Annotated in this window: 25 protein-coding genes; 8 read left to right on the forward strand and 17 right to left on the reverse strand. The window is 71.3% G+C overall.

Annotated elements, in window-relative coordinates; all coding sequences use genetic code 11:
• Window positions 1–57 precede the first annotated feature (57 nt).
• The 8 genes from C1701_RS01165 to C1701_RS01200 form a co-directional block, all read right to left on the reverse strand.
• On the reverse strand, window positions 58–1,479 hold the full coding sequence (locus C1701_RS01165; protein ID WP_103055350.1) for an SLC13 family permease: 1,422 nt from the start codon (window positions 1,477–1,479) through the stop codon (window positions 58–60).
• A 306-nt stretch (window positions 1,480–1,785) separates the two neighbouring features.
• Entirely contained in the window at window positions 1,786–2,514 is a 729-nt protein-coding gene (locus C1701_RS01170) for a hypothetical protein (protein WP_337662058.1), read from the reverse strand.
• A 197-nt stretch (window positions 2,515–2,711) separates the two neighbouring features.
• Window positions 2,712–3,119 carry a hypothetical protein gene (locus C1701_RS01175; RefSeq protein ID WP_026420420.1) on the reverse strand — a complete coding sequence of 136 codons (408 nt, stop codon included), beginning with the start codon at window positions 3,117–3,119 and terminating at the stop codon, window positions 2,712–2,714.
• Window positions 3,120–3,333: 214 nt separating this feature from the next.
• Entirely contained in the window at window positions 3,334–3,789 is a 456-nt protein-coding gene (locus C1701_RS01180) for a nuclear transport factor 2 family protein (RefSeq protein ID WP_026420421.1), read from the reverse strand.
• Window positions 3,790–3,877: 88 nt separating this feature from the next.
• On the reverse strand, window positions 3,878–4,408 hold the full coding sequence (locus C1701_RS01185) for a hypothetical protein (RefSeq protein ID WP_103055352.1): 531 nt from the start codon (window positions 4,406–4,408) through the stop codon (window positions 3,878–3,880).
• A gap of 62 nt (window positions 4,409–4,470) precedes the next feature.
• Complete coding sequence (locus tag C1701_RS01190) at window positions 4,471–4,902, reverse strand: SRPBCC family protein (protein ID WP_337662059.1); 432 nt, start codon at window positions 4,900–4,902, stop codon at window positions 4,471–4,473.
• 64 nt (window positions 4,903–4,966) lie between these two features.
• Window positions 4,967–6,385 (reverse strand): amidohydrolase family protein, encoded by a 1,419-nt coding sequence (locus C1701_RS01195; RefSeq protein ID WP_026420424.1) that lies wholly within the window; start codon window positions 6,383–6,385, stop codon window positions 4,967–4,969.
• A 7-nt stretch (window positions 6,386–6,392) separates the two neighbouring features.
• The gene (locus C1701_RS01200; RefSeq protein WP_337662060.1) at window positions 6,393–7,928 is read right to left on the reverse strand and encodes an MFS transporter; all 1,536 of its coding nucleotides are present in this window, start codon (window positions 7,926–7,928) and stop codon (window positions 6,393–6,395) included.
• 70 nt (window positions 7,929–7,998) lie between these two features.
• On the opposite strand from C1701_RS01200, the gene C1701_RS01205 reads away from it, so the two are divergent.
• Window positions 7,999–8,583: a TetR/AcrR family transcriptional regulator gene (locus tag C1701_RS01205; RefSeq protein WP_026420426.1), complete on the forward strand. Its 585-nt coding sequence runs from the start codon at window positions 7,999–8,001 to the stop codon at window positions 8,581–8,583.
• Window positions 8,584–8,914: 331 nt separating this feature from the next.
• Here C1701_RS01205 and C1701_RS01215 read toward each other — a convergent pair whose 3' ends face one another.
• A complete protein-coding gene (locus tag C1701_RS01215; protein ID WP_026420428.1) occupies window positions 8,915–9,637 on the reverse strand; it encodes a nucleotidyltransferase domain-containing protein in 723 nt (240 codons plus the stop codon).
• Window positions 9,638–10,151: 514 nt separating this feature from the next.
• On the opposite strand from C1701_RS01215, the gene C1701_RS01225 reads away from it, so the two are divergent.
• Together C1701_RS01225 and C1701_RS01230 are read left to right on the forward strand one after the other, a co-directional pair.
• Window positions 10,152–10,523: a hypothetical protein gene (locus C1701_RS01225; protein WP_026420429.1), complete on the forward strand. Its 372-nt coding sequence runs from the start codon at window positions 10,152–10,154 to the stop codon at window positions 10,521–10,523.
• Window positions 10,524–10,531: 8 nt separating this feature from the next.
• Window positions 10,532–11,131, forward strand: a complete 600-nt coding sequence (locus C1701_RS01230; RefSeq protein ID WP_103056918.1) for a DUF3558 family protein — start codon at window positions 10,532–10,534, stop codon at window positions 11,129–11,131.
• 356 nt (window positions 11,132–11,487) lie between these two features.
• Here C1701_RS01230 and fxlM read toward each other — a convergent pair whose 3' ends face one another.
• Entirely contained in the window at window positions 11,488–12,693 is a 1,206-nt protein-coding gene (gene fxlM, locus C1701_RS01235) for a methyltransferase, FxLD system (RefSeq protein WP_103055354.1), read from the reverse strand.
• 716 nt (window positions 12,694–13,409) lie between these two features.
• Between fxlM and C1701_RS27015 the strand changes: the two genes are divergently transcribed.
• Window positions 13,410–13,691, forward strand: coding sequence for a hypothetical protein (locus tag C1701_RS27015; protein WP_211237614.1), 282 nt, complete (start codon window positions 13,410–13,412; stop codon window positions 13,689–13,691).
• A 177-nt stretch (window positions 13,692–13,868) separates the two neighbouring features.
• Here the strand turns inward: C1701_RS27015 and C1701_RS01245 are convergent, their stop codons facing one another.
• Complete coding sequence (locus tag C1701_RS01245) at window positions 13,869–14,348, reverse strand: CGNR zinc finger domain-containing protein (RefSeq protein ID WP_026420431.1); 480 nt, start codon at window positions 14,346–14,348, stop codon at window positions 13,869–13,871.
• Window positions 14,349–14,447: 99 nt separating this feature from the next.
• Between C1701_RS01245 and C1701_RS01250 the strand changes: the two genes are divergently transcribed.
• Entirely contained in the window at window positions 14,448–15,314 is an 867-nt protein-coding gene (locus C1701_RS01250; RefSeq protein ID WP_026420432.1) for an alpha/beta fold hydrolase, read from the forward strand.
• Between the two features lie 269 nt (window positions 15,315–15,583).
• On the opposite strand, the gene C1701_RS01255 is transcribed toward C1701_RS01250, so the two are convergent.
• The 6 genes from C1701_RS01255 to C1701_RS01280 form a co-directional block, all read right to left on the reverse strand.
• Window positions 15,584–16,576, reverse strand: a complete 993-nt coding sequence (locus C1701_RS01255; RefSeq protein WP_026420433.1) for an NADPH:quinone oxidoreductase family protein — start codon at window positions 16,574–16,576, stop codon at window positions 15,584–15,586.
• Window positions 16,577–16,948: 372 nt separating this feature from the next.
• Window positions 16,949–18,118: an acyl-CoA dehydrogenase family protein gene (locus C1701_RS01260; protein WP_026420434.1), complete on the reverse strand. Its 1,170-nt coding sequence runs from the start codon at window positions 18,116–18,118 to the stop codon at window positions 16,949–16,951.
• A gap of 111 nt (window positions 18,119–18,229) precedes the next feature.
• On the reverse strand, window positions 18,230–19,483 hold the full coding sequence (locus C1701_RS01265) for an ABC transporter substrate-binding protein (RefSeq protein ID WP_026420435.1): 1,254 nt from the start codon (window positions 19,481–19,483) through the stop codon (window positions 18,230–18,232).
• A complete protein-coding gene (locus C1701_RS01270; protein WP_211237615.1) occupies window positions 19,480–20,814 on the reverse strand; it encodes a branched-chain amino acid ABC transporter permease in 1,335 nt (444 codons plus the stop codon). Before C1701_RS01270 ends, C1701_RS01265 begins: the two co-directional genes overlap by 4 nt.
• Window positions 20,807–21,697 (reverse strand): branched-chain amino acid ABC transporter permease, encoded by an 891-nt coding sequence (locus tag C1701_RS01275; protein ID WP_026420436.1) that lies wholly within the window; start codon window positions 21,695–21,697, stop codon window positions 20,807–20,809. The genes C1701_RS01270 and C1701_RS01275 overlap by 8 nt, the downstream gene beginning before the upstream one ends.
• On the reverse strand, window positions 21,694–23,532 hold the full coding sequence (locus C1701_RS01280) for an ATP-binding cassette domain-containing protein (protein ID WP_103055355.1): 1,839 nt from the start codon (window positions 23,530–23,532) through the stop codon (window positions 21,694–21,696). Before C1701_RS01280 ends, C1701_RS01275 begins: the two co-directional genes overlap by 4 nt.
• A gap of 292 nt (window positions 23,533–23,824) precedes the next feature.
• Here C1701_RS01280 and C1701_RS01285 point away from each other — a divergent pair, with 292 nt between their 5' ends.
• The 3 genes from C1701_RS01285 to C1701_RS01295 all read left to right on the forward strand — a co-directional run bounded on the left by C1701_RS01285 (window position 23,825) and on the right by C1701_RS01295 (window position 26,929).
• Window positions 23,825–24,877, forward strand: coding sequence for a phosphotransferase family protein (locus tag C1701_RS01285; protein WP_051314338.1), 1,053 nt, complete (start codon window positions 23,825–23,827; stop codon window positions 24,875–24,877).
• Window positions 24,878–25,216: 339 nt separating this feature from the next.
• Window positions 25,217–26,041 (forward strand): SDR family NAD(P)-dependent oxidoreductase, encoded by an 825-nt coding sequence (locus C1701_RS01290; RefSeq protein WP_103055356.1) that lies wholly within the window; start codon window positions 25,217–25,219, stop codon window positions 26,039–26,041.
• Window positions 26,042–26,161: 120 nt separating this feature from the next.
• Window positions 26,162–26,929 carry an SDR family oxidoreductase gene (locus C1701_RS01295; protein WP_026420439.1) on the forward strand — a complete coding sequence of 256 codons (768 nt, stop codon included), beginning with the start codon at window positions 26,162–26,164 and terminating at the stop codon, window positions 26,927–26,929.
• Window positions 26,930–26,980: the final 51 nt, after the last annotated feature.

Genomic DNA, 26,980 nt, shown 5'->3' on the forward strand with positions numbered 1-26,980 from the left:
GCTCGCGGTCCACGTCCGGACGACGAGGGACGTCGTGGTCGGCTGGCCGGTCATGGTTCAGCCGAAGCCGGGCACCACCAACGCCAGCCAGATCAGCGCCGGTGCCACGGCCACCACGATGCTGGCGTAGATCAGCAGCCGGCGGAAGAGGAGATCACGGTCGAAGCCCGCGGAGTTCGCCAGGACCAGCGCGCCGTTGGTGGAGAAGGGACTGAGGTCGACCACCGTCGCCGAGACGGCCAAGGCCGTCACCATCCCCACCGGCCCGACGGCCCCGGTCAGCAGGAACGGCACGGCCAGGGGGATGAGCGCGCCCATGATGCCGACCGAGGACGCGAACGCGGAGACGACGCCGCCGATGTAGCAGAACAGCAGGGCCGCCAGCAGGGGAACCCCGATGTTCCCGACGGCCTCCCCCGCGTAGTCGATGGTGCCCATCGTCTCCAGGACGCTCACGTAGGTGAGGACCCCGCAGATCAACAGCACCGTGGACCAGGTGATCTCGTTGACGGCGGCCCGCCCGGTGTCCCGCCACACCACGCTGAGCAGCACGCCGAGGGTGATGGCGGTCAGCCCCACGTCGAGGTCGAGGACGAGGGCTCCGACGACGAGCACCAGCAGGCTGGCCAGCGTGGTGGCCCGCGCCGGTGTGATCCGGGGAGCACCGCTCGGGCCCGTCCCGGACGTGGCGTCGGAGCGGCCGTCCGCGCCCCCGCCCCCGGTGGAGGCACCGATACCGGGCACCTCGTCACCCGCCGCCGGGTCCCGCGCCCCGCCCGGCCCATCAGTCGCCGTCCGGGTCTCGGCCGTCGGCGCGGATGTCCGTGCGGATGTCGGATCCGGCTCCAGTTCGGACGGGACCCGCACGTCGGTGCGGGGCAGCCGCAGGCCACCCAGGACGACGAAGGCGATGGCGGCCACCACGAGGTTGACGGCCAGGCTCGCGAGGAACAACACGGCCGGGTTGCCCGCCAACCCCTCCCGGGCGACGACCGCGTTCACCGTGGTCCCGTAGACGCTGATCATCGAGAACGATCCGGCCTGGGTGCCGTGCACGAGCAGGACACCCATCAGCAGGGGGTCGATGCCGTAGTTCCTCGCCGCCCGCAACGCGACCGGCGCCAGGATCGCGGCCGCCGCCGGACTGACGGCCCCGATACCGGTCATCAACGCGGCCACCCCGAAGATCACCCAGGGGATGAGGACGACGCGGCCTCCCACGAGGCGCAACGCGGAGTGCACCAGCCAGTCGGTGGTCCCGTTGACCCTGGCGAAGCCGAACAGGAACGTGACCCCGACCAGCACCACGAAGAGGTCACCGGGGAAACCGGCGAGGATCGCGTCCTCGTCCATGCCGGCCAGCAGCGTCCCGACGCCGAACGCCGCCGCGAAGGACAGCACGCCCATGTTCAGCGACCTGGTGGTCGCGACGACGAACACGGCGACCAGCACGAGGATGGAGATCAACTCAGCGGACATCGGCGCTCCCGTCCCTGGGTCGCGAACCGCCGGGTCCACCGTGGACCGACCCGGTGGTGGTCTCACCGTCCTGCCGGCCGGTCGGGGTGTCAACACCCGGTCCGGGCAACTGGCTCGACCGCTCCGCCAGCCGGCCGCCGCCGGGTTCCGCCGTCGAGGGGTGTCACCGAGGCGTCCGGCCTGGCCCCCGAGGTCGACGTGTCAGCCCACCCATCGATCCCGTGGCCGCTCAGCGGGTGCGAGCGGACCGGGAGGTTCGCGTCCGCCGGGGACGGTTCCGTGTTCGCCGTCGTGTCGACGGTGCTGTCAGGCACGCGCCATGTGCCGAGGAGCCGTGTTCGGGGCCGAAACGGGCGGACCGACATTCGCCGCACGCGTGACCACGACAGCGGCGGGCGGCATACTGTCCGCAGGGAGGCGTGTGGTGGTGCGAGCGACCGCGAGGAAAGTGAAGGACTTTCCGTCGCGTTGCCCGTAACGCCGCAGGTCAAGAAGTGTCCTCCCCGCGCACGCGGGGCTGTTCCCAACTACCGGGCGCTCAAAACTTTCTTCGGCTGGTCCTCCCCGCGCACGCGGGGCTGTTCCGGCATTTCCGACCCCACACGGAGATGCCACCAGCCGCGCCCCCCATGAGGGGCTGGATGCGTACGCCAGGGGAGGTTCGATGCACGTGGAGTCCATCCCGCGCACAAGGCTCGAACCCTTGCCAACAGAATCGTTGGTTGGGGTTCGGGCCTTGTCGCTGTTCTGGGTCCAGTTGAGGGCGTTGGCGTTGACCTGGGGGGCGAGCAGCATCTCGAAGGGCCGGTTGTTCTCGACGCGCAGTTCGTCGCCTTCGTCGATGTAGACCTTGGTGAAGAAGGCTTGGTTGCACAGGCGGCGGTTGGCGTCGTCGCACCGGTTGTAGATGTCGGCGCAGCTCTCCAGCAGGTTCAGTGCGTCGTCCAGGTGGGCGCGGGCGTCGGCGTGCTCGCCGTGGTGGGCGTCGATGCGGCGGTTGATGCTGTCGAGTTCGGCGAGGATGCGGTGACGCATCAATGACGCCGGTCAGCCTCGGCGTGCCGCTCGCGACGAATGTGAGGCCGAGCGTGAGGTGTGTGACGTCGGTGTTCGACCCGAGAGCGGTGGGGGATGCCGCTTGCCATTACCCGTCACGGGTGGAGGGGCCGACCAAGTAGGCGATTGGGAGTTCGACCCGATGGGTCTCGAGGCGCTTATGTCTCTGAAGGCGCTTACGAGTCGGGCGATGCGAGGACTCCGCGGCGGCGCATCGTCTCGCAGTAACCGGCAAGCAGCGCGGTGGTCACTCCAATGCCGACGTCGAACCATGAGGTCATCGCGCCAAGCATCGCCCACCTGTCGAGGAACGCGAATGTCACGGCGAGAAGGACGCCTTGGGCGATCGTCGCGGCCAGAGCAGTGGGCACCGCCCAACAATTGAGTGCGAGCAGGAGCACGGGAGTGATCAGTCCTGCAAGGACATTGATCGCCCAGACGGCGCGAAGCAGTGGCGGGTAGTCGGTGAAGTAGTCGATTCCGCCGGCGCCGAACTGATCTCGGATGTAGTGCTGGTCGTGGATCAGGATGAGGACGAAGTCGCGCGCCCCGCCGACGTACAAGGCGAATGTTGCGATCGCCACTATCCACAGATGCCACGGACGTATTCGACCCCGTGATGCCTGCGAGTTCATTGTTCACCGCCTGTTCTGGTCGTGACTGAAAGTCGCACCGTTGAGTTGATGGATGTTGCGGCCGGGAGTCGCTGCGTTGGGGTGCGTCTCGTTGTCGCCTTGACTCGTCAACGAGCCTTCCTCGGTCTGACAGCTTTGGTGTGGAGCAGAGGACCGGCAGGATTTACGCGTCCGTGATGGGGGCGGCGGCAGCCTCGGACACGCCTGCAGCCTCCACCACATCGAGGGCTCGTTCAAGGACCTGCAGGTCTTCCATGGTCTCGACGTCGGTGACGCGTCCCCACGCCAAGGTCAGGAACTGGAACACAGTGTTCTCATAGCGCTCGCCGTCCGGAAGCGCTCCGGAGACACGAGATCGCACTGCGACGCGCGTCCGCCACGGGCGGCCGGAGACCAGCACCTCCTGGACATCAAAACGCACGCCGGGTAGCAGTCGTGTTGCACGCTCCCACCAGCGGATCATCGCGTCTCTGGTTACTCTGTGGCCTCCGAGCGCGTGATCTCCGTGGAAGTGGTACTCGAACTGCGGGGCCAGGCTATCCACCATTGTCAGGTAGTCGCCTTCGTTGATCCGTTCGAAGGTGGCGCGGACCTTGCTGCGAACTATGTGGTTGTACATCTCCGCTCTCTCCCTCTCGGCGTCGGAGCGTCAGCATGCCGTGACCGGCGTGGCGTGGTCCGAGTGCTGCCGCTCAGCGCGCCCCTACTCATGTTCTGGTTCTTGGTTCCTCGCGCATCGTCGAAGTGTCCTGGTTGAACTGCACGGCTCGTGCGCCGTGGCGGCGCAGGTATCCGACTGAGGCTGCGCCGAGCAGTGGTGGCCAGAGGGCGGCGAGCAGATAGCAGCCGGCACACACCCAGGCCCAGGCGTCGTAGTCCGCGCTCGCGAACGGGTCGACCTTGTCCCATGCGATGACGGACATCGTCACGAGGAGAGCGAGCACGAGGGCACCCGCGATGCCCGTCCCTCCGATGATCGCCGGCACGAGCCGGCGCTGATTAGTGGGCAGCCAGCGCGGGGTCACTTTGCTCGGCTCGATCGTGAGGAAGAACATGCATCCGATGGCGGTGAGTTGCATCGCCGAGAGCAGAAGGAGGTACCACGTGCCGGCGCCAGGGATGCTCTGCTGCTCGCGCCAGAAGCCTGGAGTACCGAGTGTGGCCCCCATCACCAGAGGCAGTCGCCACAGTGCGGTCGGCAGCCCGGCAACCATGCCCGCGTAGGTGCACCACTTCACCAAGTCCAGTGATCTCGACCGTGTACTACTCATGGTGTCGTCCCGGTGTCCGCATGCCGTTCCTACACGGGCTGACCGTCGGCTGGCGGCGGAACGGCGGTCCGTTCGGCGAGGCGTTCCAGCCGCAATCTCGGAAGGGTGTCGAGAGCGTGCCCGAGAAGTGCCGCGAGAGGTCCGTGCCGTTCGACGGTGTGTGTGACCCGCGTCTGCTGCCTCACGGGTTGCGGTGATAACTGCCACTGCCCGGTCTCGGAGAGCCCGGGCACCCGCCAGGAGATCGTGATCGCGTCGCTGTCGATGCGGGTGTAGGTGAAAGTTCCGCGGAGACCCCGGATGACGTCGAGTCGATACTCGACGCCGGTGGTCGCGCGCACCGGGCCTTCGACCCGTACGAAGGCAGGGTTCCAGTCGGGCAGCTCCGGTGCGTCGAGCAGGATGTCGTGCACACGCGCTGCTGGGGAATCGATGATGGCGCTCAGGGATGCGATGGTCATAGCGGATGGTCCTCTCGGGGGAATCACGCGGTGTCTCGATGAGCTGAGCGTGTCGGAGGAAGGTTCATCGGTCGCCCTTCGCGATCCGTCGCGCGGTCGCCAGCAGTTCCCCACGCTCGGCCTGGTCAACGTGGTAGCCGTCGACCATGACCGCATGGATTGACCGGGTGTTGCGGATGTCGCTCATCGGGTCCGCATCCAGGATCACGAGGTCGGCCACGCGGCCCGCCTCGACCGTTCCTGCCCACTGCTCGCGCCCGAGGAACCTGGCCGGTTCCAACGTGGCGCACTGGAGGGCGCGCATCGGGGTCAGGCCCGCTGCAACGAGCTGTTCCAGTTCGACATGCAGGCTGAACCCGGGATAGAGCCCGGGGCCGACCAAGTCGGTCCCGGCGAGCAGCCTGACGCCTGCCTCGTCCATGGCACCCACGGTCGCCAGGCGCCAATCGTACAATTCGCGGTGCTGCTCGGCTTCCGCCGGGGAACGGTGACCCCCACAGTAGATCTCCGTCCGAAGAAAGTCCCAGGAGTCGGGTGTGCCGGGCGCCATGTACTCCATCCGCTCGTCGTCGAGTCGGATCGACTCGGGGCGGTCGATCACCGCGTGGACCGCGAGGGTCGGCGTGTAGGCGACGTCGGCGGCGACGAGTCGTTCGAAGAGGGACGCCGCCCTCGCAGGGCGGTAGGACGCGACGGCCTCCCATTCGATCCGGCTGACCTGCTTGATCCAGCTGCCCAGGTGGAACTCGGGGGCCGTCTGGATCCGAGACATGGCCGCTTCGAGCCGATCCATGTCCGAGGAGGCGGCCGGCCAGATGCCACCGAAGAGGTGCTCGAACGACCGCTGTCCCGACTCGATCTGCTCGGGGAACGGCACATGATCCGACCGATGGCCGGCGACGGTGGTCCCGCGCAGTTGTGCCTCGGCGAGCACGGCCCGGTACGCCTCCGACCCCAGACGGGAGTACACCTTGATGAAGTCCGCTCCACCGTCGATCGCCTCCGCCACAGCGCGCCGCGCCTGCTCACGTGAGCCCACCGTGACGACCGGACTGTCCGGGACGTCGGACCACAGGGCGGGACTGCCGTCGAGCAGCGGGCTGGCGATGGTCATGCGAGGCCCGAGCAGTTCGCCGGACTCGATCATCCGACGGATCTGGTGCAGTCGTGGCCGGCCCCACATCTCGCGCACCGCGGTCACGCCGTTCGCGACATACAGGCTGGCGAAGTGGCGCGGGTCGTCGGTCTCCGACTCGCTATGGACGTGCATGTCGGTGAGGCCGGGGATCAGGTACTTGCCACGGACGTCCCGGATCACGGTCTCCGGGGGGAGAGGGATGAGGCTCGCCGGACCAACTGCCGTGATCACGCGGTCGATGACGATCACGGCCTGGTCTGGTCGCGGCGGTGCTCCCGTGGCGTCGATGACCGTGGCGCCGACGTAGGCCTGGGCTCGCGGGACTCGGACGCTGTCGTTGCTCATAGAGCCGTTACTCCTCCGTGCTGGTGGACTGTGGGGTCGTCACGGTGCGCAGTGCGAGCCCGGCGCAGACCGCGGCGAGCGCGAGAACGGCTGCTCCGACGACTGCGGCGACGCTGAGGCCGTGCGTGTACGCGTCGAAGGCCTGCCTCAGGAGGAGATCGGCGACCTCCGCCGGGAGTTCCTGGGCGGCGGCCACGGCCGCTCCGACGGTGTCTCCTGCGGCTTCCGCTGCGTTCTCGGCGCCGGGGACCGGGTTGGCCGTCATCGCGCCGCGATAGATCGTTCCCGCGAGCGTGCCGAGGGTGGCGATGCCGAGCGCTCCGCCGAATTCGCTGCTGGTCTCGGCGAGGGCCGAAGCCGCACTGGCCTTCTCCGGTGGGGCGGTGGTGAGCACGAGAGAGGTGACCATGGTCGCCGTCATTCCGACCCCCAGCGTCAGCGTGCTGTAGGCGACGATCAGCAGGCCGACGTGCGAGTCCGGAGTGACCAGGCTCACCCCGGCGAATCCGACCGCGGCGACCAGGAGCCCGGTCGACACCAGGAGCGCCGGGCGGACCGTGCGCGCGAGCAGGGACGCGATCGCGACGCCGAGGAAGCTGCCGGCGACGGTGGGCAGCATCCAGAGCGCGGCGGCGAGCGGCGCGAAACCGAGCACCGTCTGCATGAAGGTGACCGAGAGCAGACCCATTCCGGCGGTGGCGAAGACGACGATGGCGTTGGCGATGATGGACCCGCTGAAGGCCGGGCGGGCGAAGAGGTGGACGTCGATCATCGGGCTCGGTGTTGTCCGCTGGCGGACGACGAAGAGTGCGGCGAAGATCGCGCCGACGACGATCGCGGCGACGGATGCCCAGCCGGCGCCGTCCTCGGCGGTCTTCTTGATGCCGTAGACGAGCGGCAGGATCGCTGCCAGCGACAAAGCGGCGCCGAGCAGGTCGAACCGGCCCGGGTGGGGGTCGCGGGCCTCGCGGATGACGAGCGGGGCGACGATGAGCAGCAGAGCCATGACAGGGATGTTGATGAGGAACACCGATCCCCAGTGGAAGTGCTCAAGCAGGAGCCCGCCGATGATCGGCCCGATGGCGACACCGCCGGTGAACGCGCCGGTCCAGATGCCGACGGCGGTGCGGCGTTGATTCTCGTCGTGGAACATGCCGCGGATGAGGGAGAGGGTGGAAGGCGCAAGGGTCGCGCCGCCCAGACCGAGGAGTGCGCGGGCCGCGATGAGCATCTCGGCGCTGGACGCGAAAGCGGCGAGCGCCGATGCCGTCCCAAACGCCACGGCGCCGATCAGGAGCAGCTTGCGCCGCCCGATCCGGTCTCCGACGCTGCCCATCGTGATGAGCAGTCCGGCCATCACGAACCCGTAGATGTCCATGATCCACAGGTGCTGACTGGCAGTGGGGGCGAGGTCGGCGCTGATCCATGGGGAGCCCATGAACAGCACGGAGAGGTCCATCGAGGCCAGGAGCGCGGGGAGGATCAGCACGCTCGTGGCGATCCATTCGCGGGTGGTTGCGAGAGGGGGTGTCGTGAGGGTCACGTCATCACCATACACACGTCTAATACGCGCGTACCAGACGAACGTACGGCTTCGGGTTAGGATCGGGAGTATGGGACAGCGTCAGAATCTCCTCGCCGGGGCGAAGCGGTGCATCGCCGAGAAGGGGTACTCGCGTACGACGGCGCGTGACATCACCGCTGCGTCGGGCGCGAATCTCGCCGCGATCGGCTACCACTTCGGCTCGAAGGAGGCACTGCTCAACGCCGCGGTCCTCGAGTCCTTCGATGAGTGGGGCACCGCGATCGAGCAGGCTCGCATCGGTTCGGAGGCGGCCGAGCCGCTCGCCCGCCTAGAGCAGTTCCTCGAGGGCTTCCTCGCCGGATCCGTCGAGCAGCGGGCCACGCTCGTGGCGAGCGTGCAGGCATTCGCCGAAGCGGAGTTCGCGCCCCAGGTGCAGGAGCAGCTCGCCGCGACCTATGAGCGCAACCGTCGGAGCATCGCCGCGATGCTGCTCGACATCGAGCCCACCGCCGTCGACGAAGCCGGCCGGCAGCTCGGATCCCTCGTCCTTGCCGTCATCATCGGCACCGCTTTGCAGTGGCTCATCGAGCCGGAGGCCACGCCATCCGCATCCGCCCTCATCGCCGCCGTGAGCGCGCTGGCCATGGCGAACGGGCCCGGCGGCAGCGGTTAGCCGAGGGGAGGTCGTGGAGCGAATCCTCCGCGTGTGCGGACCGGGCCGACGCCACTGGGTGACATCGCAGAAGCGCCGCTCGACGAGGTTGCGGCCCTTGTGGTCGACTGCGTCGATCTCAGGTGGTCGCCCTCCGCGCGACCGCGTCGTTTCCGATGAGCCTGCTGATCGCGCGGTTGCGGGATCTCGACGCGGATGCCGCGGTCGCGCAGGTGGCTGAGGATCGCTCGCGAGGAATATGCCTTGTCGCCATGGACGAGCTACATCGCGCGGTCCCTGCTGGAAGCCGGCGGTTTCAGACCGCGACTACACCCCTGATGACGACGAGCCGTCAAACGCTGACGTGAGCAAGCGCGGCCAGTGGCGTGGCCAGGTCTGCTGCGAGTCCCGGGTCGTGGAGGGCGACCTCGTCAGCAAGCGCACTGACGAGAGCTGTGTGCGAGCGCGCCAGCTCTGGTTCTGCCTGGGACACGGCGCGCGCCTGCCGCAAGACGGTCAGGAAGGGCGTGGGCAGACGATCGGCGTCACGGCCATGATGTGGGTTGAGGCCATGCCGCATGCATGCGAGAACAAGGAGCTGATCGCGAAGTTGGTCAAGCATCATGGTTGCTTGCCATACGCGTCTGCGAGCGATCGCTGAACGCGAGTGCAGTGCGTAGAGCCAGGCCATCCCGATCTCGCGTGATGCCTCCGGCTCCCGGGGCTCGGTCGAGGGCTGAGGGGTGCCGAAGAGCAACCTGAATCCGGACTCAGTGGCTCGGAACTGGTCCTCGGGCCAGAACGATACGTCGATCTGCAGTGAGGACGCGAGAAGGAAGACGCGATAGAGCACACCGCCAGCGATGACGTCCAGGTGGTGCGCCGCACCGCGCAGGTCGTAGAACTGTGAGGTCCACCGACTCGCCACTTCCGCGGGGTCGGTGTCACGACGCACTTGCAGCACCAAGTCGATGTCGGACCAGGCGTCCTCGCGCCCAGTCGCCGCCGAGCCTACGAGCGCGGCGTCCACCACATCGTCGTCTGCGTGAGCTGCCTCGATCAGCTCCTTGCGCAACTGCTCGCGCTCGACGGTGTGAACATGCCGACAAGCCTACGGCGGCCCGCCCGTCGCGCCACGATCACTCCGCTCGACTTGACGTTGAGGCATGGAACCCGCTGGTGAGGATGTCTACCGGCCTCCATCAGACTCGACCCGTCGGTGTGCAACTCGACGGCTTCGCCGAGGTCGCACTCATTTGAGACCGCGTCTGCGGATCGGGATCGAACGGCGGACCAGACGGGCCGCCGCCGTGCGGCGGTGAACGCTGAACCGCTCGCCCAGCTCCACCAGCGTTGCGCCCTTCTGGTAGAGAGCTACCAGCTCGTCTACCTGTGCTGGGCTCAGAAAGGTTTGAGTCATCCCAACCGCACGCACCATCCGACCCCGCTCGTCTACTACGGACGGCTCCAAGGGCCTGCGGTCCCGCTGGTAGACGCCCCGCGACCTGCGAGAAGACACGGTTCTCAGGGCCGGGCAGGGGTTCTCGAACTCTCTACGGAGGTCCGACGGTGGTGGTGACACCTCTGCCGTGACGCGGAAGATGACGGGTAGCGTCCATCAGTTCAAGGTCGCAGCGGCCGCAGGCAAGGTCTCGATCGACCGGGACAGCGCCGAAGCAATGGCCACCAAGGTTGATGCCATCGCTGACCGAGCAGAACGTCGACTGGGCTACTTCCGTTTCTTGCGGCAGGACGTGAAGCTGGGTTCGAGCCCGGTGGCGAAACTGATGTCCCAGCAGGATCAAGCCTCCGCAGCCGGTTTCCCTGACTCCGCCTACGAAAACCTACTGCTCTACATCGAAACACTGCGGGATCTCGCTTCCGCTATTCGGGCGAGTGCGCGCGCGACGAGTCAGACCGACGAGGACAGCGCCGCATCGATGAACCAGATTGACAGGTGAGGAGGACGATGTTGCGAATCGGCCCGGCGAGTCGGTGGGCGGCGGTGGCCCTCGCCGCGTGCACGGCCTCAGCTTGTGCCCAGGAAAGCGCTGGTAGAGCCATCGATTCCACGGATATCCCGGAGAACACGGTTGGCACCGGGACTCCTCCCACTTCCTCGCGCCCTCCGGGGGACACGGCTCCCGGGGACGTCGGAGCGGAACTCGAGGCCACACATCCCTGTGAGGTACTTCCCGAGCACGAGGTGACGGCACTGGGATTTGACCCGGAAAGCGCGCACTTCGACGATTTCGGAATCATTTACTCGTGCTGGTACGAGCCCCTTCCAACCGGCCAGGGAAACCTCACGCTCCAACTCGATGCGAACAAGGGAGTGGATACGATCAACCTGACTGGTTTCTCCGCGAACGAGATCCAGGTCGGCTCCCTACGGGCACTGCGCATCACCGACGATCTGGACCCTCGCGTGTGCCAGGTGGCGCTGGCGTTGGACGAGGAGGTCCACGTCTCGGTGATGGTGAGCTTCGTGGAGGACACGGAGGAGGCGTGTCGTCTCGCCGAGGCGGCCGGTGCGCTGGCCGAACAGTACCTGCCGAGCGCACGCTAGCCGCAGGAGCGCGCCTCGCCTCCCCTCCGGCAGGAAAGGAACCGTCCGCATGTCGTTGTCGCTGGTGGAGGTCTGGGAGCGCTACCCGGTGAGCAGCAGGTCCAGGCCGCCGGCCCGGCGGACGCCGACGCGTGCCGCCAGGAACCAGCCTGGCCTACGAGCTGGCACGCTGCTGGCGGGGGCGTTCCCGGCTCGTTCCTCACCGCAGGACGCGGCGACCCGCGAGTCCGTGCCCCTCGCCGTTCGCCGTCGAAGTCGCGGTTCCACGGGCTGCTCGGCCAGACATGGTGCACCCGCCCCCACCGGGCCGGGCGCGCCACGTTCTTGGTGCGAGGCGTCGCCGAGGCGGTGACCGGTCAGGGCGTGGCGACCATGCGGACGTGGTGCTTGTCGATGATCACGCCGGTGGGCAGGTTCTCGTCGGCCGTTCCGGCGGGGTAGGCGGTGATGACGGGCTGGGCGGCGCGGTCGCGGTCGAAGCGGCGGATCTGGGCGACCAGCCGCTCGGCGAGTTGGGCGGCGGCGGGGCCGTGTCCGGTGGCGCCGAGTTCGTAACGGCGTTCGCCGTCCTGGTCGATGGGGCGAGGCTTGGTGAGGTAGGCCAGGGAGTCGCCCTCGACGATCGCGGGCGTGCGGTAGGCGAAGGCGGGGTGGCAGAGACCAGCCTTGATAGCCTCGTCTTCGGCGTCGAGGCGGCAGGTGCCGGGTCCGATGGCGGTCAGCCAAAGCCAGATGTGGTCGAAGGGCTCGTCAGCGACCACGGAGGCGCCGGACCACACGGTGCTCTCGGGTCCGGTGAACACCTCGTGCAGGGCGGCCGGGTCGATGTTCTGATCGGTGTCCCAGTACAGCACGACGTTCTCGACGACCGTGCCGGTCCGCTCGCCGGTGGGCACGATGCCGATCATGGGGATGAACCCGCAGAGCTGGCTGTTGGTCGCGCGCAGGTGCGTGTCCTGACGGGTGAAGGCGACGCTGCGGGCCTGCCCGCGCCAGTGCGACGGGACTACCAGTGTGCCGCCGGGGGCGAGCTGGTCGAACCAGGCCGGGGGCAGGTCCCACGGCCCGACGGTGACGATGACCTTGTCGTAGGGGGCATGGTCCGGTGCGCCCAGGGCGCCGTCGCCGGTGATCACCCGCACCCGGTCGTAGCCGGTGTCGGCCAGAGTGCGGCGGGCGTGGTCGGTGACGTCGGGGTGGATGTCGACGGTGGTGACGCTGCCGGTCGGTCCGACGAGTTCGGCGAGGAGGGCGGCGTTGTATCCGGTTCCCGCACCGATTTCCAGCACGTGTTCTCCGGGGCGCGGATCGAGTTGGCCGAGCATCATCGCCACCACCGTGGGCACGGAGATGCAGCTGGCCGGCCGGTCCTTGCCGGGCTTGATGGTGATCGCCTTGTTGGCGTACGCCTCCTCGACCGAGGCGTCGGGCACGAACCGGTGACGGGGGACGGCGCGGAACGCCTGCTCGATGCGCTCGGAGGGCAGGTGACCGGCGGTGCGGATGTGGTTGATCATCTGCTCGCGCAGGTCCTCGGGGCAGGTGCTGGTGGCGTTGGTCATCCGGTTCCCTTCCGTGGGTTGTGGTGCCGCGCGAGAGCGACAGGACAGCACGCTGGCACGCCATCCCGTAACCAGCACCGGGCAGCTGGTCCAATGCCTGGACCTGATTCCACGCCCGATCGAGTGGTTCGGTGTCGGGCGTTCTCGTCCCGCGTCACCAACGATCTGGACTTCGCGTCTGCCAGGGAGCTCTGGAGTTGGACGAGGAGTTCCACGTCTCGGTGGTGGTGAGCGTCGTGGCGGACACGGAGGAGGCGTGTCGTTTCGCCGAGGAGGGTGGTGTGCTGGCCGATCAGTACCTGCCGGGCGCATGCTGGCCGTGGGAGCACCCCGCGTCCCCTCCGGCAGGAAAGGAACCGTCCGCATGTCGTCGTCGCTGGTGGAGCTCTGGGGGCGCGGCGCGGTGAGCGGAAAGCCCCGCAGGGCGACCACCGGTCGTGAGGCGAGGACCTGGCTGCGCTGGACCCAGTACGCCGACCACGGCCCGGACGGGACCGTGCTCGGTCCAGTAGCCGGGCGCGCGGTGTTGGACCTGGGATCGGGCAGGGGGGACGACCTCGCTCACCTCGTGACCCTCGGAGCCACCGGGGTCGGTGTCGACGTCGCCCCCACCCGTGAGGAGGTCGCGCGGGAACGCTGGGGCCATCTGCCAGGTGTGGAGTTCCGCGCGGCCGAGGCCACCGCTTTCCTCGTGGACGGCGGGGACGTTCGTAGTGGTGCTGTCGATCTTCGGTGCCGTCTGGTTCACGGACCCGGACATCCTGCTGCCGCTCGTGCGGGAACGGATGATCCTCGGGGGAGTTCTGGCGTTCTCCCACCTGCCGCCGGGAAGCCAGGGGCCACGCCCTGGCGACGCGGGTATGCGGCACGACCACTCCCCCGACGAGTGGGCACGATTCCTTCCTGGTCACGGCTTCTCCGAGGTGGGCGTGTCACTGGTCGGCCCGCCTCCGGGCAGGGCCGTGGGCACGACGCTCGGGCGTGCCAGGGCGGCCTGACCGGCTGGGCGTGCGCGCCTCCCCTCGCGCGCCCGCCGGATGTGCCGGAGTGCTGCCCCTGAGCCGCACGTCCGCGGGGTGGGGCCGCCGGTCTCGGCCTGGTTCGGCGCTGTCCTCTGGCGGTCCACCAGGCCTCACCTGGGTGGGAGGCGCGTTCGGACCCGTACCGGGGGCGGGTCAGCGGGTGCGGGCGTAGTGGCGGCGGGCCTTCTCGCGGTTGCCGCAGACGGCCATCGAACACCAGCGGGCGCGGTTGGCGCGGCTGCGGTCGAACAGGAACAGCTGGCACCCGTCGTTGGCGCAGGGGCGGAGCCGGCCGGGTTGGTGTTCCTCGGTCGCCGCCCAGGCGAGGACGATCTCGACCGCCAGCCGGGCGTGCGGGGGAGTCTCGAGCGTCCAGCGGAGACCGTCCGGCGTGGCCTCCGGGATCTGGCGAACCCCTTCGAGGAGTGGCGCCAGCGTGGCGGGCGAACTCGCTCCGGTCACCACGTCCCGCAGGGCGTCCCGCGCCGCGCGCAACAGCGCCAGCTCCGCGGGGCTGCCGTCGCCGCCGTGGTCCCGTGCCCAGCGCGCGCCTCGGGTCGGGTCGCCGAGCGCGTCCTGTTCCTCGCCGTTGACCAGTGGCCTGCTGTTGAGCAGGTCCAGCAGCGCGTCCACCGAACACCACCTAACCTCATCGAGTCCTTTGACAGGTTATCCGATCCCGTGCTTGCATGACGAGCAACTAACCGGATCGAACAATAAAAGAGGTTAGATATGAGCTCGGTGCACCACCGGACCGCCACGGTCGACGGCCACGAGATCTTCTACCGAGAGGCCGGCCCCGCCGACGCCCCCACGATCGTCCTGCTGCACGGTTTCCCGACGAGCTCGTTCATGTTCCGCGAGCTCATCCCGCTGCTAGCCGGCGACTACCACGTCATCGCGCCGGACCACCTCGGCTTCGGCCACTCCGACGCCCCGGCGGTGGAGGACTTCACCTACACCTTCGACGCCCTCGCCGACCTGACCGCCGGGTTGCTCGACCAGTTGGGCCTGGACCGCTACGCCCTCTACGTGCAGGACTACGGGGCCCCCATCGGCTGGCGGCTCGCCCTCCGGAGTCCCACGCGGATCTCCGCCCTGGTCACGCAGAACGGCAACGGCTACGAGGACGGGTTCGTCGAGTCGTTCTGGAACGACCTCTGGGCGTACGGGGCGGATCCGGGCCCCCGCACCGAGCCCGCCGTCCGCGCCGCGCTGAGCCTCGACGCCATCCGCTGGCAGTACCTGCACGGCGTACCCGACCCCAGCGTGGTGAGCCCGGACACCTGGACGCACGACTTCGCCCTGGTCTCCCGCGAGGGCAACGACGAGGTCCAGTTGGCGCTGTTCCGCGACTACTCGAACAACCGGCCGCTCTACCCGCTGCTGCACGAGTACCTGCGCACCAGCCGGGTCCCGGTGCTGGCCGTGTGGGGAGCCAACGACGAGATCTTCGGGCCGGCTGGTGCCCGCGCGTTCGCCCGCGACGCGGAGGACGCGGAAGTGCGACTGGTCGACGGCGGCCACTTCCTGCTGGAGAGCCACCTGGAGGTCGTCGCGGGGTACGTGCGCGACTTCCTGGCGCGCGTGCCCCGCTGAGTGGCCCGCTGCGCCGCCTCCCGCCGCGCCGGCTCGCCCGGTCGACCCGGGTTGACCAGCCCCGACCGCCCGGCCGTCCGGACGACGACAGGGTTTCCCGGGGGCCTCCGCCCGGGCGGGAGTCGGTGGCGCCCCGGCTGCGGGACGCCACCGGATGAACCGGGCGGTCTCCCCTCCCCTCCCCTCCCCTCCTCTCCGGCTCCGGCGGAGGCCTTCGCCTGGCTCGGACGCCGGTCGGGCCTCCGGGCCGGCGGGCGCCTGTCCCGGGTTCAGCCCAGTCCGGGGGAGACCGCCAGCCGGCCGACCGTGTTGCCCTCGGCGAGGCGCTGCAACCCGGCGGCGGCCTCGGACAGCGGCAGGCGTTCCCCCACCCGGGGTCGGGCGATGCCCTCGTTGGCCAGTCGGGTGAGCTGGGAGTGGGCCTGGGCCACGGCTTCCCGGTCGCGTCGGGCGTAGAGGCCCCAGTGCAGGCCGACGATGGAGTAGTTCTTGAGCAGGGCGTGGTTCAACGCGGGCTGGGGGATGGTGCCGCCGGCGAAGCCGACGACGACGATCCGCCCCTCGAAGGCGACGCACTTCGTGGAGCGCTGGTAGGAGTCGCCGCCGACGGGGTCGTAGACGACGTTGGCGCCGTGGCCTCCGGTGACGTCCTTGACGACGTCCACCAGGTCCTCCCGCGCGCGGTTGACGACGACGTGAGCGCCCATCGCCCTGGCGACCTCGACCTTCCGCTCGTTGCCGACCACGCCGATGACGGTGGCCCCGGCGGCCCGGCCGAGTTGGACGGCGGCGCTGCCGACGCCGCCGGCGGCGGCATGCACCAGCAGCACGTCGCCGGGTTGGATGGTGGCGCGGTGGTGGAGTCCGAACCAGCCGGTCTGGTAGCCGATGAAGAAGACGGCGGCCTCCTCGTCGTCCAGCGAGTCGGGGGCGGGGAACACCGTGGCGGCCTCCATGACGGTGTACTCGGCGAGGCCTCCCCGGGGGAGCGCGGCCAGGCCGATCACCCGCTCCCCCACCCGCCGGTCGGTGACCCCTTCCCCCACGGCGACGACGTCGCCGCAGAGTTCCACGCCCGGGGTGAACGGCAGCGGCGGACGCACCTGGTAGCGGCCCTGGCAGAGCAGCACGTCGGCGAAGTTGACGGCGGCCGCCCTGACCCGGACGACGACGGTGCCCCAGGACGGTTCCGGCTGGGGTGTGTCGACCAGTTGGAGAACTCGGTTCGGTTCGCCGGTCTCCCGCACCTGCCACGCTCGCACGCTTTCCTCCCTCGTTCGTAGGTCGCGGGGTCGCCCCGCGTGTTGTCGGTGCCCGGCCGGGTGCCGAGGCGGGCGCCCGCCGGCGGCGGGCTCGTTCGCGGTGGGAGGCGGTGTGCGTCGCCCCTCGGCCGGGTCCCGCTGTGGCGAGTCCCGCTGGTGGCGCGACGGCCAGCCGCCGCCGGGGGCCGCCCGTGGGGCGGCGGCCCGGGCGCGCTGATGTCAGAGCCGTTCACGTCCTCGGCGTCGCCGCGGGTCGGCCCCGCGGGGGAACGGGTTGGAGTGGCCTGCCGCACCGGACGCCGGGCCAGCGCCCCTCGAACCCCCCGCCCACGGTCCGGGTTGGTCGGGTCAGTCGGTCGGTCAGTCGGTCGGTCAGCCGAGTTGGTCGCCGACCCTGGTGTAGCCGCGCAACAGGTCTCGGGAGATGATCAACCGCAGCATCTCGTCGGTGCCCTCGAAGATGCGGAACAGCCGGACCTGCCGGTACCAGCGTTCGATGGGCAGTTCGCGCGTGTAGCCCATGCCGCCGTGGATCTGGAGCACCCGGTCCACGACCCGGTTGACCATGCCGGCGCCGAACAGCTTCGCCGCCGCCGAGCTGTGCCGGGGGTCGCGACCCTGGTCGACGGTCCAGGCGGCGCGCAGCACGAGCCCCCTGGCCGCCTCGATCTCGACCTCCGAGTCGGCGATCATCCACTGGATCGCCTGGTTCGTCCCGATCGGGCGGCCGAAGGTCTCGCGCGTGTTGGCGTACTCGATGGCCATCTCCAGGGCCCGTTCGGCGATGCCCAGCCCCTGCGACGGGATGGCGTAGCGGCCCTTGCCGATCCACTTCATGCCGAGTTCGAAACCCTGGCCCACCTCGCCGAGGACGTTGCGGTGGGGGACGCGCACGTTGTCGAAGACGAGGGAGGCCGGTCCCCCCTCGCCCATGGTCTGGATGAACTCCGAGGTCCAGCCCCGCTCCCGGTCGACGAGGAAGGCGGTGGACCCGCCGCGCGCGCCGACGTCGGGGTCGGTGACGGCCACGACGATGGCGAAGTCGGCCTCGTTGCCGCCGGTGATGAACACCTTCTCGCCGTTGAGGACCCAGTCGTCCCCGTCGCGCCGCGCGGTCATCCGGATGTTGGCGGCGTCGGAGCCGGCGCCGGGTTCGGTGATGGCGAAGCAGGAGACCCGGTCGCCGGCGATCGTGGGCAGCAGGTATTCGGCCCGTTGTTCGTCGTTGCCGTGGTAGAGGATGTTGTCGGCGCTGCCGCCGAACCGGAAGGGGACGAAGGAACGGCCGGTCTCGGTCCACACCAGGGACTGGTCGACGGCGGGCAGGCCCATGCCCCCGTACTCGGTGGGGGTGTCGAGCCCCCAGAACCCGAAGGCCTTCGCGCGCTGTTGGAGTTCGCGCAGTTCGGACTGTTCGAGTCCGGGGAGGCCGCGACGTTCCCGGCGGAGCGCCTCGGCTTCCAGCGGCATCACCTCCTTGCGGACGAAGTCGCGGACGGTGTTCCGGACGGCCTGTTGTTCGTAGGTCAGCGCGAGGTCCATCAGCTGCTCCGGATCAGTGGTGGTGGGCGGGCCGGGTACCGCTTCGGGCGGGGCGGGGCGGGGCGGGGCCCGGCTCGGCCCGCGTCGGGTGGGCGGTGGTGCTGGGGGTGGTCAGCTCGTGGGCAGGGGGTAGTCGGCCACGGCGTCGGCGGTGCTGGCCGCCTCGACCTCGACGAGGCCCCCGTCGGCGCCCCGGGCGGGCGCGAGGACGTAGGAGTCGGAGGAGGGCGGTTGGGCGGGGTCGGAGAAGTCCATCGGCATCCCGAGGCCGACGTCGACGAGGTCCTGGGAGCGGTGCGCCTCGACGATGCCCTCCCTGGTCAGGTCGCCGTGTTCGCAGGCCGCGGCGAGGGTCTCGGCCAGCGACCGCATGGTCGAGTAGCCGGAGAGCGCGCCGCCGTCGATGTCGTCCCCGGGGTAGCGCTCCTGGTAGGCGGCGACGAGTTCCCGGACACCGGGGAGGTCGCTTGACGCGGCGGGGGCGCCGCTGATGAGGAAGAAGTGGTCCTCCAGGGCCTCGGCGACCGGGGTCTCCAGCAGTTGGGAGGCGTAGGAGGGGGTGTTGCCGACGACGGGGACGGGGTCTCCCGATGAGGCGGTGACCCCGACGAGGGAGGCGAGTTGCGCGGGTCCGACGCTGGTGAGGATGGCGGTCACGCCGGCGGAGCGGAGCGCGGCGGCCTGCCCGGTGAGGTCGGACTCCCCGGCCCGAACGCGTTGCTCGACGAGGGTGAGTCCCGCGTCCTCGGCGGCGTGGCGGGCGCCGAGGACGGCGTTCTGCCCGTAGTCGTCGTCGAGGTAGACGTGGCCGATGCGCTCGCCCGGTTCGACGCGTCCGGTGCGGAGCAGGAAGTCGACGCCGTTGACGAGGTCGATGTCGTAGACGTTGCCGGGTACCTGGATCTCGCGGTGGCCGAGGAGGCTGGACGCCCAGCTCTGGGGGAAGGTCAGCAGGCCGTCGCGGACGATGTCGTCGGAGAGCGCGGCGAGCATGGGCGCGCCGAGCAGCTGCGGCATCGCGGCCACCTCGGGGGCGATCTCGCCGTACCCGGCGGTGGCCCGTTGCACGTCGTAGCCGTGGTCGCGGACCACGATCTCCAGGTCGCGGCCGCAGACCCCGCCCTCGTCGTTGATCTGTTCGACGGCGAGCTGCTGGGAGTTGACGATGCTGGTGCTCAGCGCCGCGTACGGGCCGGTGAGGTCGGTCAACGCGCCGAGCCTGATGGTGGTGTCGGTGACGCCGGGACCGGTCGAGGGGCCGTCGCCGTCCGCGCCCTGGGTGCCGGTGGCCTTGGAGCTGCAGGCGGTGAGGGTCAGCAGGACGGCGAGGGCGGCCGCGCCGGAGGTGGGAAGGGTCCGTCTCATGGGGTGTCCTCCTTGGCGGGACGGTCCAGCGGCCCGGTGGTGGGGTCGGGTCGGGCCGGCCCGGCGGGGTCGCCGGGTTCGGCGGGGGCTGGGCCGGGGTGGGTGGGGACGTGCCGAGCCGGGCGGTGCCCGGTCGGTCCTGGCTCCGGTGCGGTCGGCCCGTGGGGGACGACGGCCGCTGTCGGTCCGCCCGCTGTCGGGGTGTCGCGGCTGCGGGCGTGGAGCAGCCGCTCGGCGAGGCCGGCGAGGCCTCGGCGGGTGAGCAGCAGCACTAGGACGATCGCGAGCCCGTACAGGTAGCGGGACAGCTCGGCGGGGGTGACGCCGGCCTGGCCGGAACCGGGGGCGACGACCAGCGGGAGGTGGTCGGAGTACTGGGTGAGCAGCTGCGGGAGCACGGTGACGAACACGGCGCCGGCGACGGCGCCGCCCACGGACCCCAGACCGCCGATGATGATCATGGCGAGGTAGTCGATGGACAGGGCGAGGCCGAAGTAGTCGGGGACGACCCGGCGGAAGGCCAGGGCCAGCAGCACCCCGGCGAGCCCGGCGTACATGGAGGACACCACGAACGCGGCGGCCCGGAACCGGGTGGTGGACACGCCGAACACCGACGCGGCGACGGGGCTGTCGCGCAGCGCCCCGAACGCCCGGCCCGGTCGGCCGCGCACCAGGTTGCGGGCCACCAGGAACGCGGCGAGCACCGCCACCAACCCCAGGTACCAGAGCCGTTCCAGGCCGCCGAAGGGCACGCCGAGCACGACGAGCCCGGGCGGGTCGTCGGCGAAGGCGAAGCTGCCCAGGGTCAGGGGTTCGACGGAGCGGCCGTGGTGGCCACCGGTGATCTCGGGCAGGCCCACCAGCAGCTGGTGTCCGACGAAGACCAACGCCAGGGTCGCCAATCCCAGGTACATGCCGTGGAGTCGACCGGCGATGGGGCTGAACAGGCCGCCGGCGATCCCGGCGAGCAGGACGGCCAGCACCGCCGCGGCCCAGGTCGGCAACCCGAGGCCGCCCGGCCCGGCGCCGGGCGCTCCGGGTTCACCGGAGGCCCAGGCGTAGCCGTAGGCGCCGACGGCGAGGAAGAAGGCGTGGCCGAGGGAGAGCTGGCCGGCCACCCCGGACAGCAGGGTCAGCCCGATCGCGCCCACGGCGGCGGCCATCGCGAACAGGCCCGTCTGCATCCAGGTGGGTGGCAGGTACAGCGGCAGCACGAGCAGGGCGAGCAGCAGCGCGGCCGTGGCCAGTGCCCGGGTCGGGGGTCGACGGGGCGGGAGGCTTTGGCGGGGCGCGGTGGGGGCCGTGGGGTCGGCGACCGCCGGTTCAGACACGGGTGGTCTCCTTCGCTCCGAGCAGACCGTTCGGGCGGACCAGCAGCACCAGCAGCATGATCAGGTAGGGGGCGACGTCACCCAGCGACTGGCCGAGTTCTCCCAGGTGGGTGCGGTAGCTGGTGACGGTGGCCTCGGTGAGCCCGATGAGCGCGCTGCCCACCAGGGCACCGGGCACCGAGGTCAGGCCGCCGAGCACGGCGGCGGGGAACGCGGCCAGCGCGACCTGCCCGGTGGCCCGGTCCAGGCCCGGGGTGGGGAAGGCTGCGAGGAAGACGGCGGCGACGGCGGCCAGCGCCCCGGCGACGCACCAGGCGCTGACCCGGACGCGGCGCAGCCGGACCCCCATCAGGGTGGCGGCCTCCCGGTCGGCCGTCACCACCCGCAGCGACAGGCCCCACCGCGACCAGCGGAGCAGGGCGAACAGGGTCGCGATGAGCAGGACCGCCACGAGCACCGAGGCGATGCGGGACTGGGCGATGACCGTCCCACCGAGGCGCACGACCCCGGTTCCCCAGGGGTCGCCGAGGGAGAGGACGTCGGATCCGATCAGCCGGGACAGTTCGGCCAGCAGCAGGATGTCGACGCCGATCGTCACGATCGTCAGCACGTGGGCCTGGCCGAGGTGGCGTCCCCTGGCGCAGACGAGTTCGACGAGTCCGGCGCCGGCGGCCGTGACCGCGACGGCGGCGGTGACGGCGGCGAGGAAACCCCAGTGCGGGTGCAGGACGGCGGTCAGGTAGCCGCCCAGCAGCAGCAGCGAGCCGTGGGCGAAGTTCATGACCCCGGACACGGTGAACACGACGACGAACCCGACGGCGATCAGCGCGTACACCGAGCCGAGGGCCAACCCGTTGACGAGGATGTCCGCGACGCCGCTCATCTGGGGTCCTCCGGCAGGGTCGTGGCGGTCGCCGTGCCGGGGCCGGCGGCGGACTCGGGGACGGGGACGGGGACGGGGACGCCACCGAGGTAGGCGGCGATCACGGCCGGGTCGCCGCGCACCCGCTCGGGTGGCCCGGTGGCGACGCTGCGGCCGAAGTCGAGGACGGTGACCTCGTCGGCCAGGCCCATGACCAGGGGCATGTCGTGTTCGACGAGCAGGATCGACGGGGCGAGTTCGGCGCGGACCCGGGCGATGAGGTCGACCATGCGGCGCCGTTCGGCCCCGTTCATCCCGGCCACCGGTTCGTCGAGCAGCAGCAGCCGGGGTTCCATGCACAGCGCCCTGGCGAGTTCGACGCGTTTGCGGTCCCCGTAGGACAGCAGGTCCACCGGGGTGTCGGTCAGGTCGCCGAGGCCGACGAGCTCGGCGACCTCCCGCACCCGCGCGCGGTGCGTCCGTTCCTCGCGGACCGCGCCCGGCAGCCGCAACGCGGAGGCGAGCAGCCCGGCTCGGGTGAGGACGTGCCTGCCGAGCATCAGGTTGTCGGAGACGGTGCCCCGGGCGAGGACGACGTTCTGGAAGGTGCGGGCCACGCCGAGCGCCGCGATCCGGTGCGGTGCGGTGCGGGTGAGGTCGTGGTCACCGAGGACCACGCTGCCGGTCGCCGCGCGGCACACCCCGGAGAGCACGTTGAAGAAGGTGGACTTGCCGGCGCCGTTGGGGCCGATGACGGCGTGCAGGCTGCCGGGTTCGACGGTCAGGTCCACGTCGTCCAGGGCGACCAGTCCGGCGAAGCGGACGGTCAACGACCGTACCCGCAGCGGAACCGCCGCCCGCCCGGTGTGGACGGGCCGGCCCGGGATCGGTGGTTCGCGGTCCCGGTCGCCGACGCCCCGCGGGTCCGATGGGGTCGGAAGGGCCGGACTCCCGCCGGGTTCGGCGCGAGCGGGCGCCGCTGGCCGGGTGTCGGCACGGCGGGCCCGAGGGCCGTGGTCGCCGTGGTCCGGGTCCGACGGTTCGACGTCCCCCTCGGCGCCGGTCCCGGTCGGTTCGGGCTCCGACGCGTCGGGTGCCTCCCCGAGGTAGAGCCGCCGGACCTCGTCGGAGGTGGCGAGTTGGGCCGCCGCGCCGGACAGCCGCACCCGGCCCAGGTCGAGGACGTGGGCGTGGTCGGCGACCCCCAGGGCCAGGGCGGCGTTCTGCTCGACCAGCACGACGGTGACGCCGCTCCGGTTGATCTGGCGGATGACCTCGGCGACGGTCTGGACCACGCGGGGCGCCAGGCCCAGGGAGGGTTCGTCGAGCAGCAGCAGCCGGGGGGCGGCCATCAGCGCCCGGCCGATCGCGAGCATCTGCTGCTCACCGCCGGAGAGGGTGCCGGCGGGTTGGCCGCGCCGCCGGGCCAGCACGGGGAACAGGTCGTACACCTCGTCGCGGGCGGCGCGTCGCCGGGCGCCCCGGGGCGAGCGCGGGCCGAGGGCGCCGGCGTCGAGGTTGTCCGCCACCGACAGCGCGGGGAAGACGCGGCGGCCCTCCGGGACCTGCACGACGCCGGCCGCCACCGTGGACGCCGCGTCCCGCCAGTCCAGCGGCCGCCCGTCCACCTCGACGGTTCCGCCGGTCACGGCACCGCCGTGCAGCGGCAGGGTTCCCGACACGGCGCGCAGCAGGGTGCTCTTGCCGGCCCCGTTCGCGCCGAGCAGCGCGGCGACCGAACCGGGTTCGACGTGCAGGCACACCTGGCGCACGGCCGGCAGCGCCCGCCCGTAGCGGATGTCGAGCCGGTCGACGCGGAGGCCGGCGGGGGTGGTGGGGCGCGGGTCGGTGGTCATGGTGGCTGGCCTCCTCTCCGGTGCTGGTCGGGACTGGTGTGCACGCGGACACGGCGTGGTCCGGCCCGCCGGGCGCGGGCGGCTCGCGGGTGGGGTGGTGCGGGCCCGTCGGTTCCCGCCGACGGCGCCGGCGGCGGTGGGCCGGCTGGTGGCAACGACGACAGCACGGGCCGTTCGGCGGGGTCCAGCGGCGCATGCCAAGTCATGGCGGCCGCCCAAACCCGTCCCGCCCAGTGTGTGCGCCGCCACAGTCCTCGCCTCCGGTGGCGGGTATCGCCCCGACGATCGGGGAATGAGCGATGACGACAGTGCGCACCTGCCCGGGGGCGACGCCGCCGGACCGCCGGGCCTGGACCTCGCGCGACTGCGCGCGCACCTGGCGGAGCACCTGCCGGGGGGCGTGGTGGGCGAGCTCGGGGCCCGGCTGCTGACCGGGGGGCGGTCCAACCTGACCTACCTGGTGTGGGACGGGGTCCGGCGGTGGGCGGTGCGCCGGCCCCCGCTGGGGCACGTGCTGCCCACCGCGCACGACATGGGTCGGGAACACCGGGTGCTCGCCGCCCTCACCGGCACCCCGGTTCCGGCCCCGGTCCCCTTCCTGCTGTGCCGGGACCCGGCGGTGCTGGGCGCGCCGTTCTTCGTGATGGAGTTCGTCGAGGGCGAGGTCCCGAACGCGGGCTCGCTGCGGGGCCACGGGGGCGGGCACGCGCGCCGGGTCGGTGGGTGCCTGGTCGACCGGCTGGTGGAGCTGCACGCGGTCGACGTCGACGCCGTCGGCCTGGGTGACTTCGGCCGACCGTCCGGGTTCCTGGACCGCCAGCTGCGGCGGTGGTGGCGCCAGTTGGAGGGGTCACGCAGCCGTCCCACACCCGAGCTGGACGGGCTGCGTGCCGCGCTGGCCACGGCGGTCCCGGTCTCCCCCGCCCCCACCCTGGTGCACGGGGACTTCCGGGTGGACAACGCGGTGTTCGGTCCGGACGGGACCGTGCGGGCCCTGCTCGACTGGGAGATGTCCACGCTGGGTGATCCGTTGACGGACCTGGGGATGCTGCTGGTGTACGGGCGGCGTGCCCCCCTGGACGGTCAGGACCCGGTGAACGCCCGCACGGTGCCCGGGTTCCCCGACGAGGACGAGCTGGTGGCCCGCTACGTGGCCGGTTCGGGGCGGGACGCCGCCGGTCTGCCCTGGTACGTGGCGCTGGGTTTCCTCAAGCTCGCGGTGATCCTGGAGGGGATCCACTACCGGCACCAGCAGGGCAGGACGGCGGGACCGGGTTTCGAGGGCATCGGGGACCTGGTGCGCCCACTGGCGGTGGCCGGGCACCGGGCCCTGGACGGCGGGTGAGCGGAACACGGCGGGGGTGGTCCGGCCTCGCCGGCTGTCGCGGCGCACACCACCGCGCCGGGAAGCCTGTGCGCCGGCAGCGGATGCCACGCCGGCACCCGGGCGGCGCGCCCCGACACCTGTCCACAGCGGACATGGTCTGACCAGTGTGAACCCACTCCGAACAGGGCCGTCGGGGTCGGCTGGGGCCCCGTCCCGGTGGGATGGCGGCGGGGCCCGACGTCGTTAGGCTGGCCACCACCCGGACCCGCTCCCCGCCGGCTCCCGGCCGGCCGCCCCCGTCCCCGCACCGGGTCCTCCACGCGGCACGCCGACGTTCCCCTCGCAGGAAGGCAGGCCATGACATCGTCCTTCTCCTTCCACGGCCGGCTCGCCGTCGTCACCGGCGGCGGCTCGGGCATCGGACGGGCGTTGGCGTCCGGCCTCGCCGAGGAGGGCGCCCGCGTCGTGGTCGCCGACCTCGACGCCGCCGCCGCCGCCCGGGTCGCCGCCGCGCTGCCCGGCGGGCGCGGCGTTCCCCTGGCCCTCGACGTGACGGATCCGGTGGCGCTGGACCGGGCGATCAGCGGAGTGGAGGCCGAGCTGGGACCGGTGTCGGTGTTCTGCTCCAACGCCGGGATCGCCGGCAGCCGCCTGCTGGGGTCCCCGGAGGAGTGGGAGCGGATGTGGCTGGTGCACGTGGCCGCCCACGTGCACGTCGCCCGCCGAGTGCTGCCGGGGATGGTCGCCCGGGGCGAGGGCCGCCTGTTGGTGACCGCCTCGGCGGCCGGTCTGCTGACCACCCTGGACTCGGCCGCCTACGCAGTGACCAAGCACGGCGCGGTGGCGGTGGCCGAGTGGCTGGCCATCGAACACCACGACGCGGGGGTGCGGGTGTCCTGCCTGTGCCCGCAGGGGGTGGCGACGCCGATGCTGACCGGCTCCGACGGCGGGGCACCGGCCACGACGGCGGCGGGTGGGGTGCGCTCGGCCGAGGACGTGGCCGCCGAGGCGTTGGACGCGTTGCGGCACGGCCGGTTCCTGGTGTTGCCCCATCCGGAGGTCGGCGAGTTCGAACGCCGGCGGGCCACGGACCGGGAACGCTGGCTGGACGGGATGCGCCGGCTCCGACGCCGCCTCCGGCCCGCTGACCCGCACCTGGCCGGCGGCACCTCGCCCGGCTGATCCCAGGGCAGCCCGCCCCGACACCCCGAGCCAGTGACCCGTGACCCGCGAGGAGGACCCGTGACGACCTCGGACCCCCGTCCCGACGGCACCCCCGGCCACCCCGACGAGCCGGTGCCGATCCCCACCGCCGACGGCACCCCCCGCCTCGCCGGTCGCGTCGCGCTCGTCACCGGGGCCGGACGGGGCATCGGGTTGGCCATCGCCCGCCGCCTACTCGCCGAGGGGGCTCGGGTGTGCGTGACCGCCCGGCACGCCGAACCGCTGGCGGAGGCCGCCGCCGACCTCGGCGGCCCGGACCGGGTGCTCGCCGTCCCGGGCCGCAGCCACGACGCCGAGCACCGCGCGGAGGCGGTGCGCCGCACCGTGGAACGGTTCGGCCGGCTCGACGTGCTGGTCAACAACGCGGGCACCAACCCGGTGCGGGGGCCGCTGCTGACCGCCGGCCTCGACGCCGTCCGCAAGACCTTCGAGGTCAACGTGTTCGCCGCCCTGGGCTGGGTGTCGGAGGCGCACCAGGCCTGGCTGGGCGAGCACGGCGGCGCCGTGCTGAACGTCGCCTCGATCGCCGGGTTGGACACCTCCCCCGGCCTCGGGGTGTACGGGGCGAGCAAGGCGGCGCTGATCCGCCTGACCGGTCAGCTGGCCGTGGAACTCGCGCCCCGGGTCCGGGTCAACGCCGTGGCCCCGGCCGTGGTGCGCACCCGCTTCGCCGCCGCCCTCTACGAGGGCCGTGAGGACCGGGTGACCTCGGCCTACCCGCTGGGCAGGTTGGGGGATCCGGCGGACGTCGCCTCGGCCGCCGCGTTCCTGGTGTCCGACGACGCGTCCTGGATCACCGGGCAGACCCTCGTGCTCGACGGCGGCCACACCCTCCGCCCGGCCTGACCCCCGGCCCCCGGGCACCCCCGCCGGTGGCCGATCCACCCCGTCCCGGTG

The organism is Actinoalloteichus sp. AHMU CJ021 (genome assembly GCF_002895405.1).
Taxonomy (GTDB): Bacteria; Actinomycetota; Actinomycetes; order Mycobacteriales; family Pseudonocardiaceae; genus Actinoalloteichus_B; species Actinoalloteichus_B caeruleus.

What these genes read in the sequence shown, in the direction of transcription:
- C1701_RS01165 (WP_103055350.1), bottom strand. Translation starts at nt 1,479, where the DNA reads ATGTCCGCTGAGTTGATCTCCATCCTCGTGCTGGTCGCCGTGTTCGTC.
- C1701_RS01170 (WP_337662058.1), bottom strand. Translation starts at nt 2,514, where the DNA reads ATGCGTCACCGCATCCTCGCCGAACTCGACAGCATCAACCGCCGCATC.
- C1701_RS01180 (WP_026420421.1), bottom strand. Translation starts at nt 3,789, where the DNA reads ATGTACAACCACATAGTTCGCAGCAAGGTCCGCGCCACCTTCGAACGG.
- C1701_RS01190 (WP_337662059.1), bottom strand. Translation starts at nt 4,902, where the DNA reads ATGACCATCGCATCCCTGAGCGCCATCATCGATTCCCCAGCAGCGCGT.
- C1701_RS01195 (WP_026420424.1), bottom strand. Translation starts at nt 6,385, where the DNA reads ATGAGCAACGACAGCGTCCGAGTCCCGCGAGCCCAGGCCTACGTCGGC.
- C1701_RS01205 (WP_026420426.1), top strand. Translation starts at nt 7,999, where the DNA reads ATGGGACAGCGTCAGAATCTCCTCGCCGGGGCGAAGCGGTGCATCGCC.
- C1701_RS01230 (WP_103056918.1), top strand. Translation starts at nt 10,532, where the DNA reads ATGTTGCGAATCGGCCCGGCGAGTCGGTGGGCGGCGGTGGCCCTCGCC.
- fxlM (WP_103055354.1), bottom strand. Translation starts at nt 12,693, where the DNA reads ATGACCAACGCCACCAGCACCTGCCCCGAGGACCTGCGCGAGCAGATG.
- C1701_RS01250 (WP_026420432.1), top strand. Translation starts at nt 14,448, where the DNA reads ATGAGCTCGGTGCACCACCGGACCGCCACGGTCGACGGCCACGAGATC.
- C1701_RS01260 (WP_026420434.1), bottom strand. Translation starts at nt 18,118, where the DNA reads ATGGACCTCGCGCTGACCTACGAACAACAGGCCGTCCGGAACACCGTC.
- C1701_RS01265 (WP_026420435.1), bottom strand. Translation starts at nt 19,483, where the DNA reads ATGAGACGGACCCTTCCCACCTCCGGCGCGGCCGCCCTCGCCGTCCTG.
- C1701_RS01275 (WP_026420436.1), bottom strand. Translation starts at nt 21,697, where the DNA reads ATGAGCGGCGTCGCGGACATCCTCGTCAACGGGTTGGCCCTCGGCTCG.
- C1701_RS01280 (WP_103055355.1), bottom strand. Translation starts at nt 23,532, where the DNA reads ATGACCACCGACCCGCGCCCCACCACCCCCGCCGGCCTCCGCGTCGAC.
- C1701_RS01285 (WP_051314338.1), top strand. Translation starts at nt 23,825, where the DNA reads ATGAGCGATGACGACAGTGCGCACCTGCCCGGGGGCGACGCCGCCGGA.
- C1701_RS01290 (WP_103055356.1), top strand. Translation starts at nt 25,217, where the DNA reads ATGACATCGTCCTTCTCCTTCCACGGCCGGCTCGCCGTCGTCACCGGC.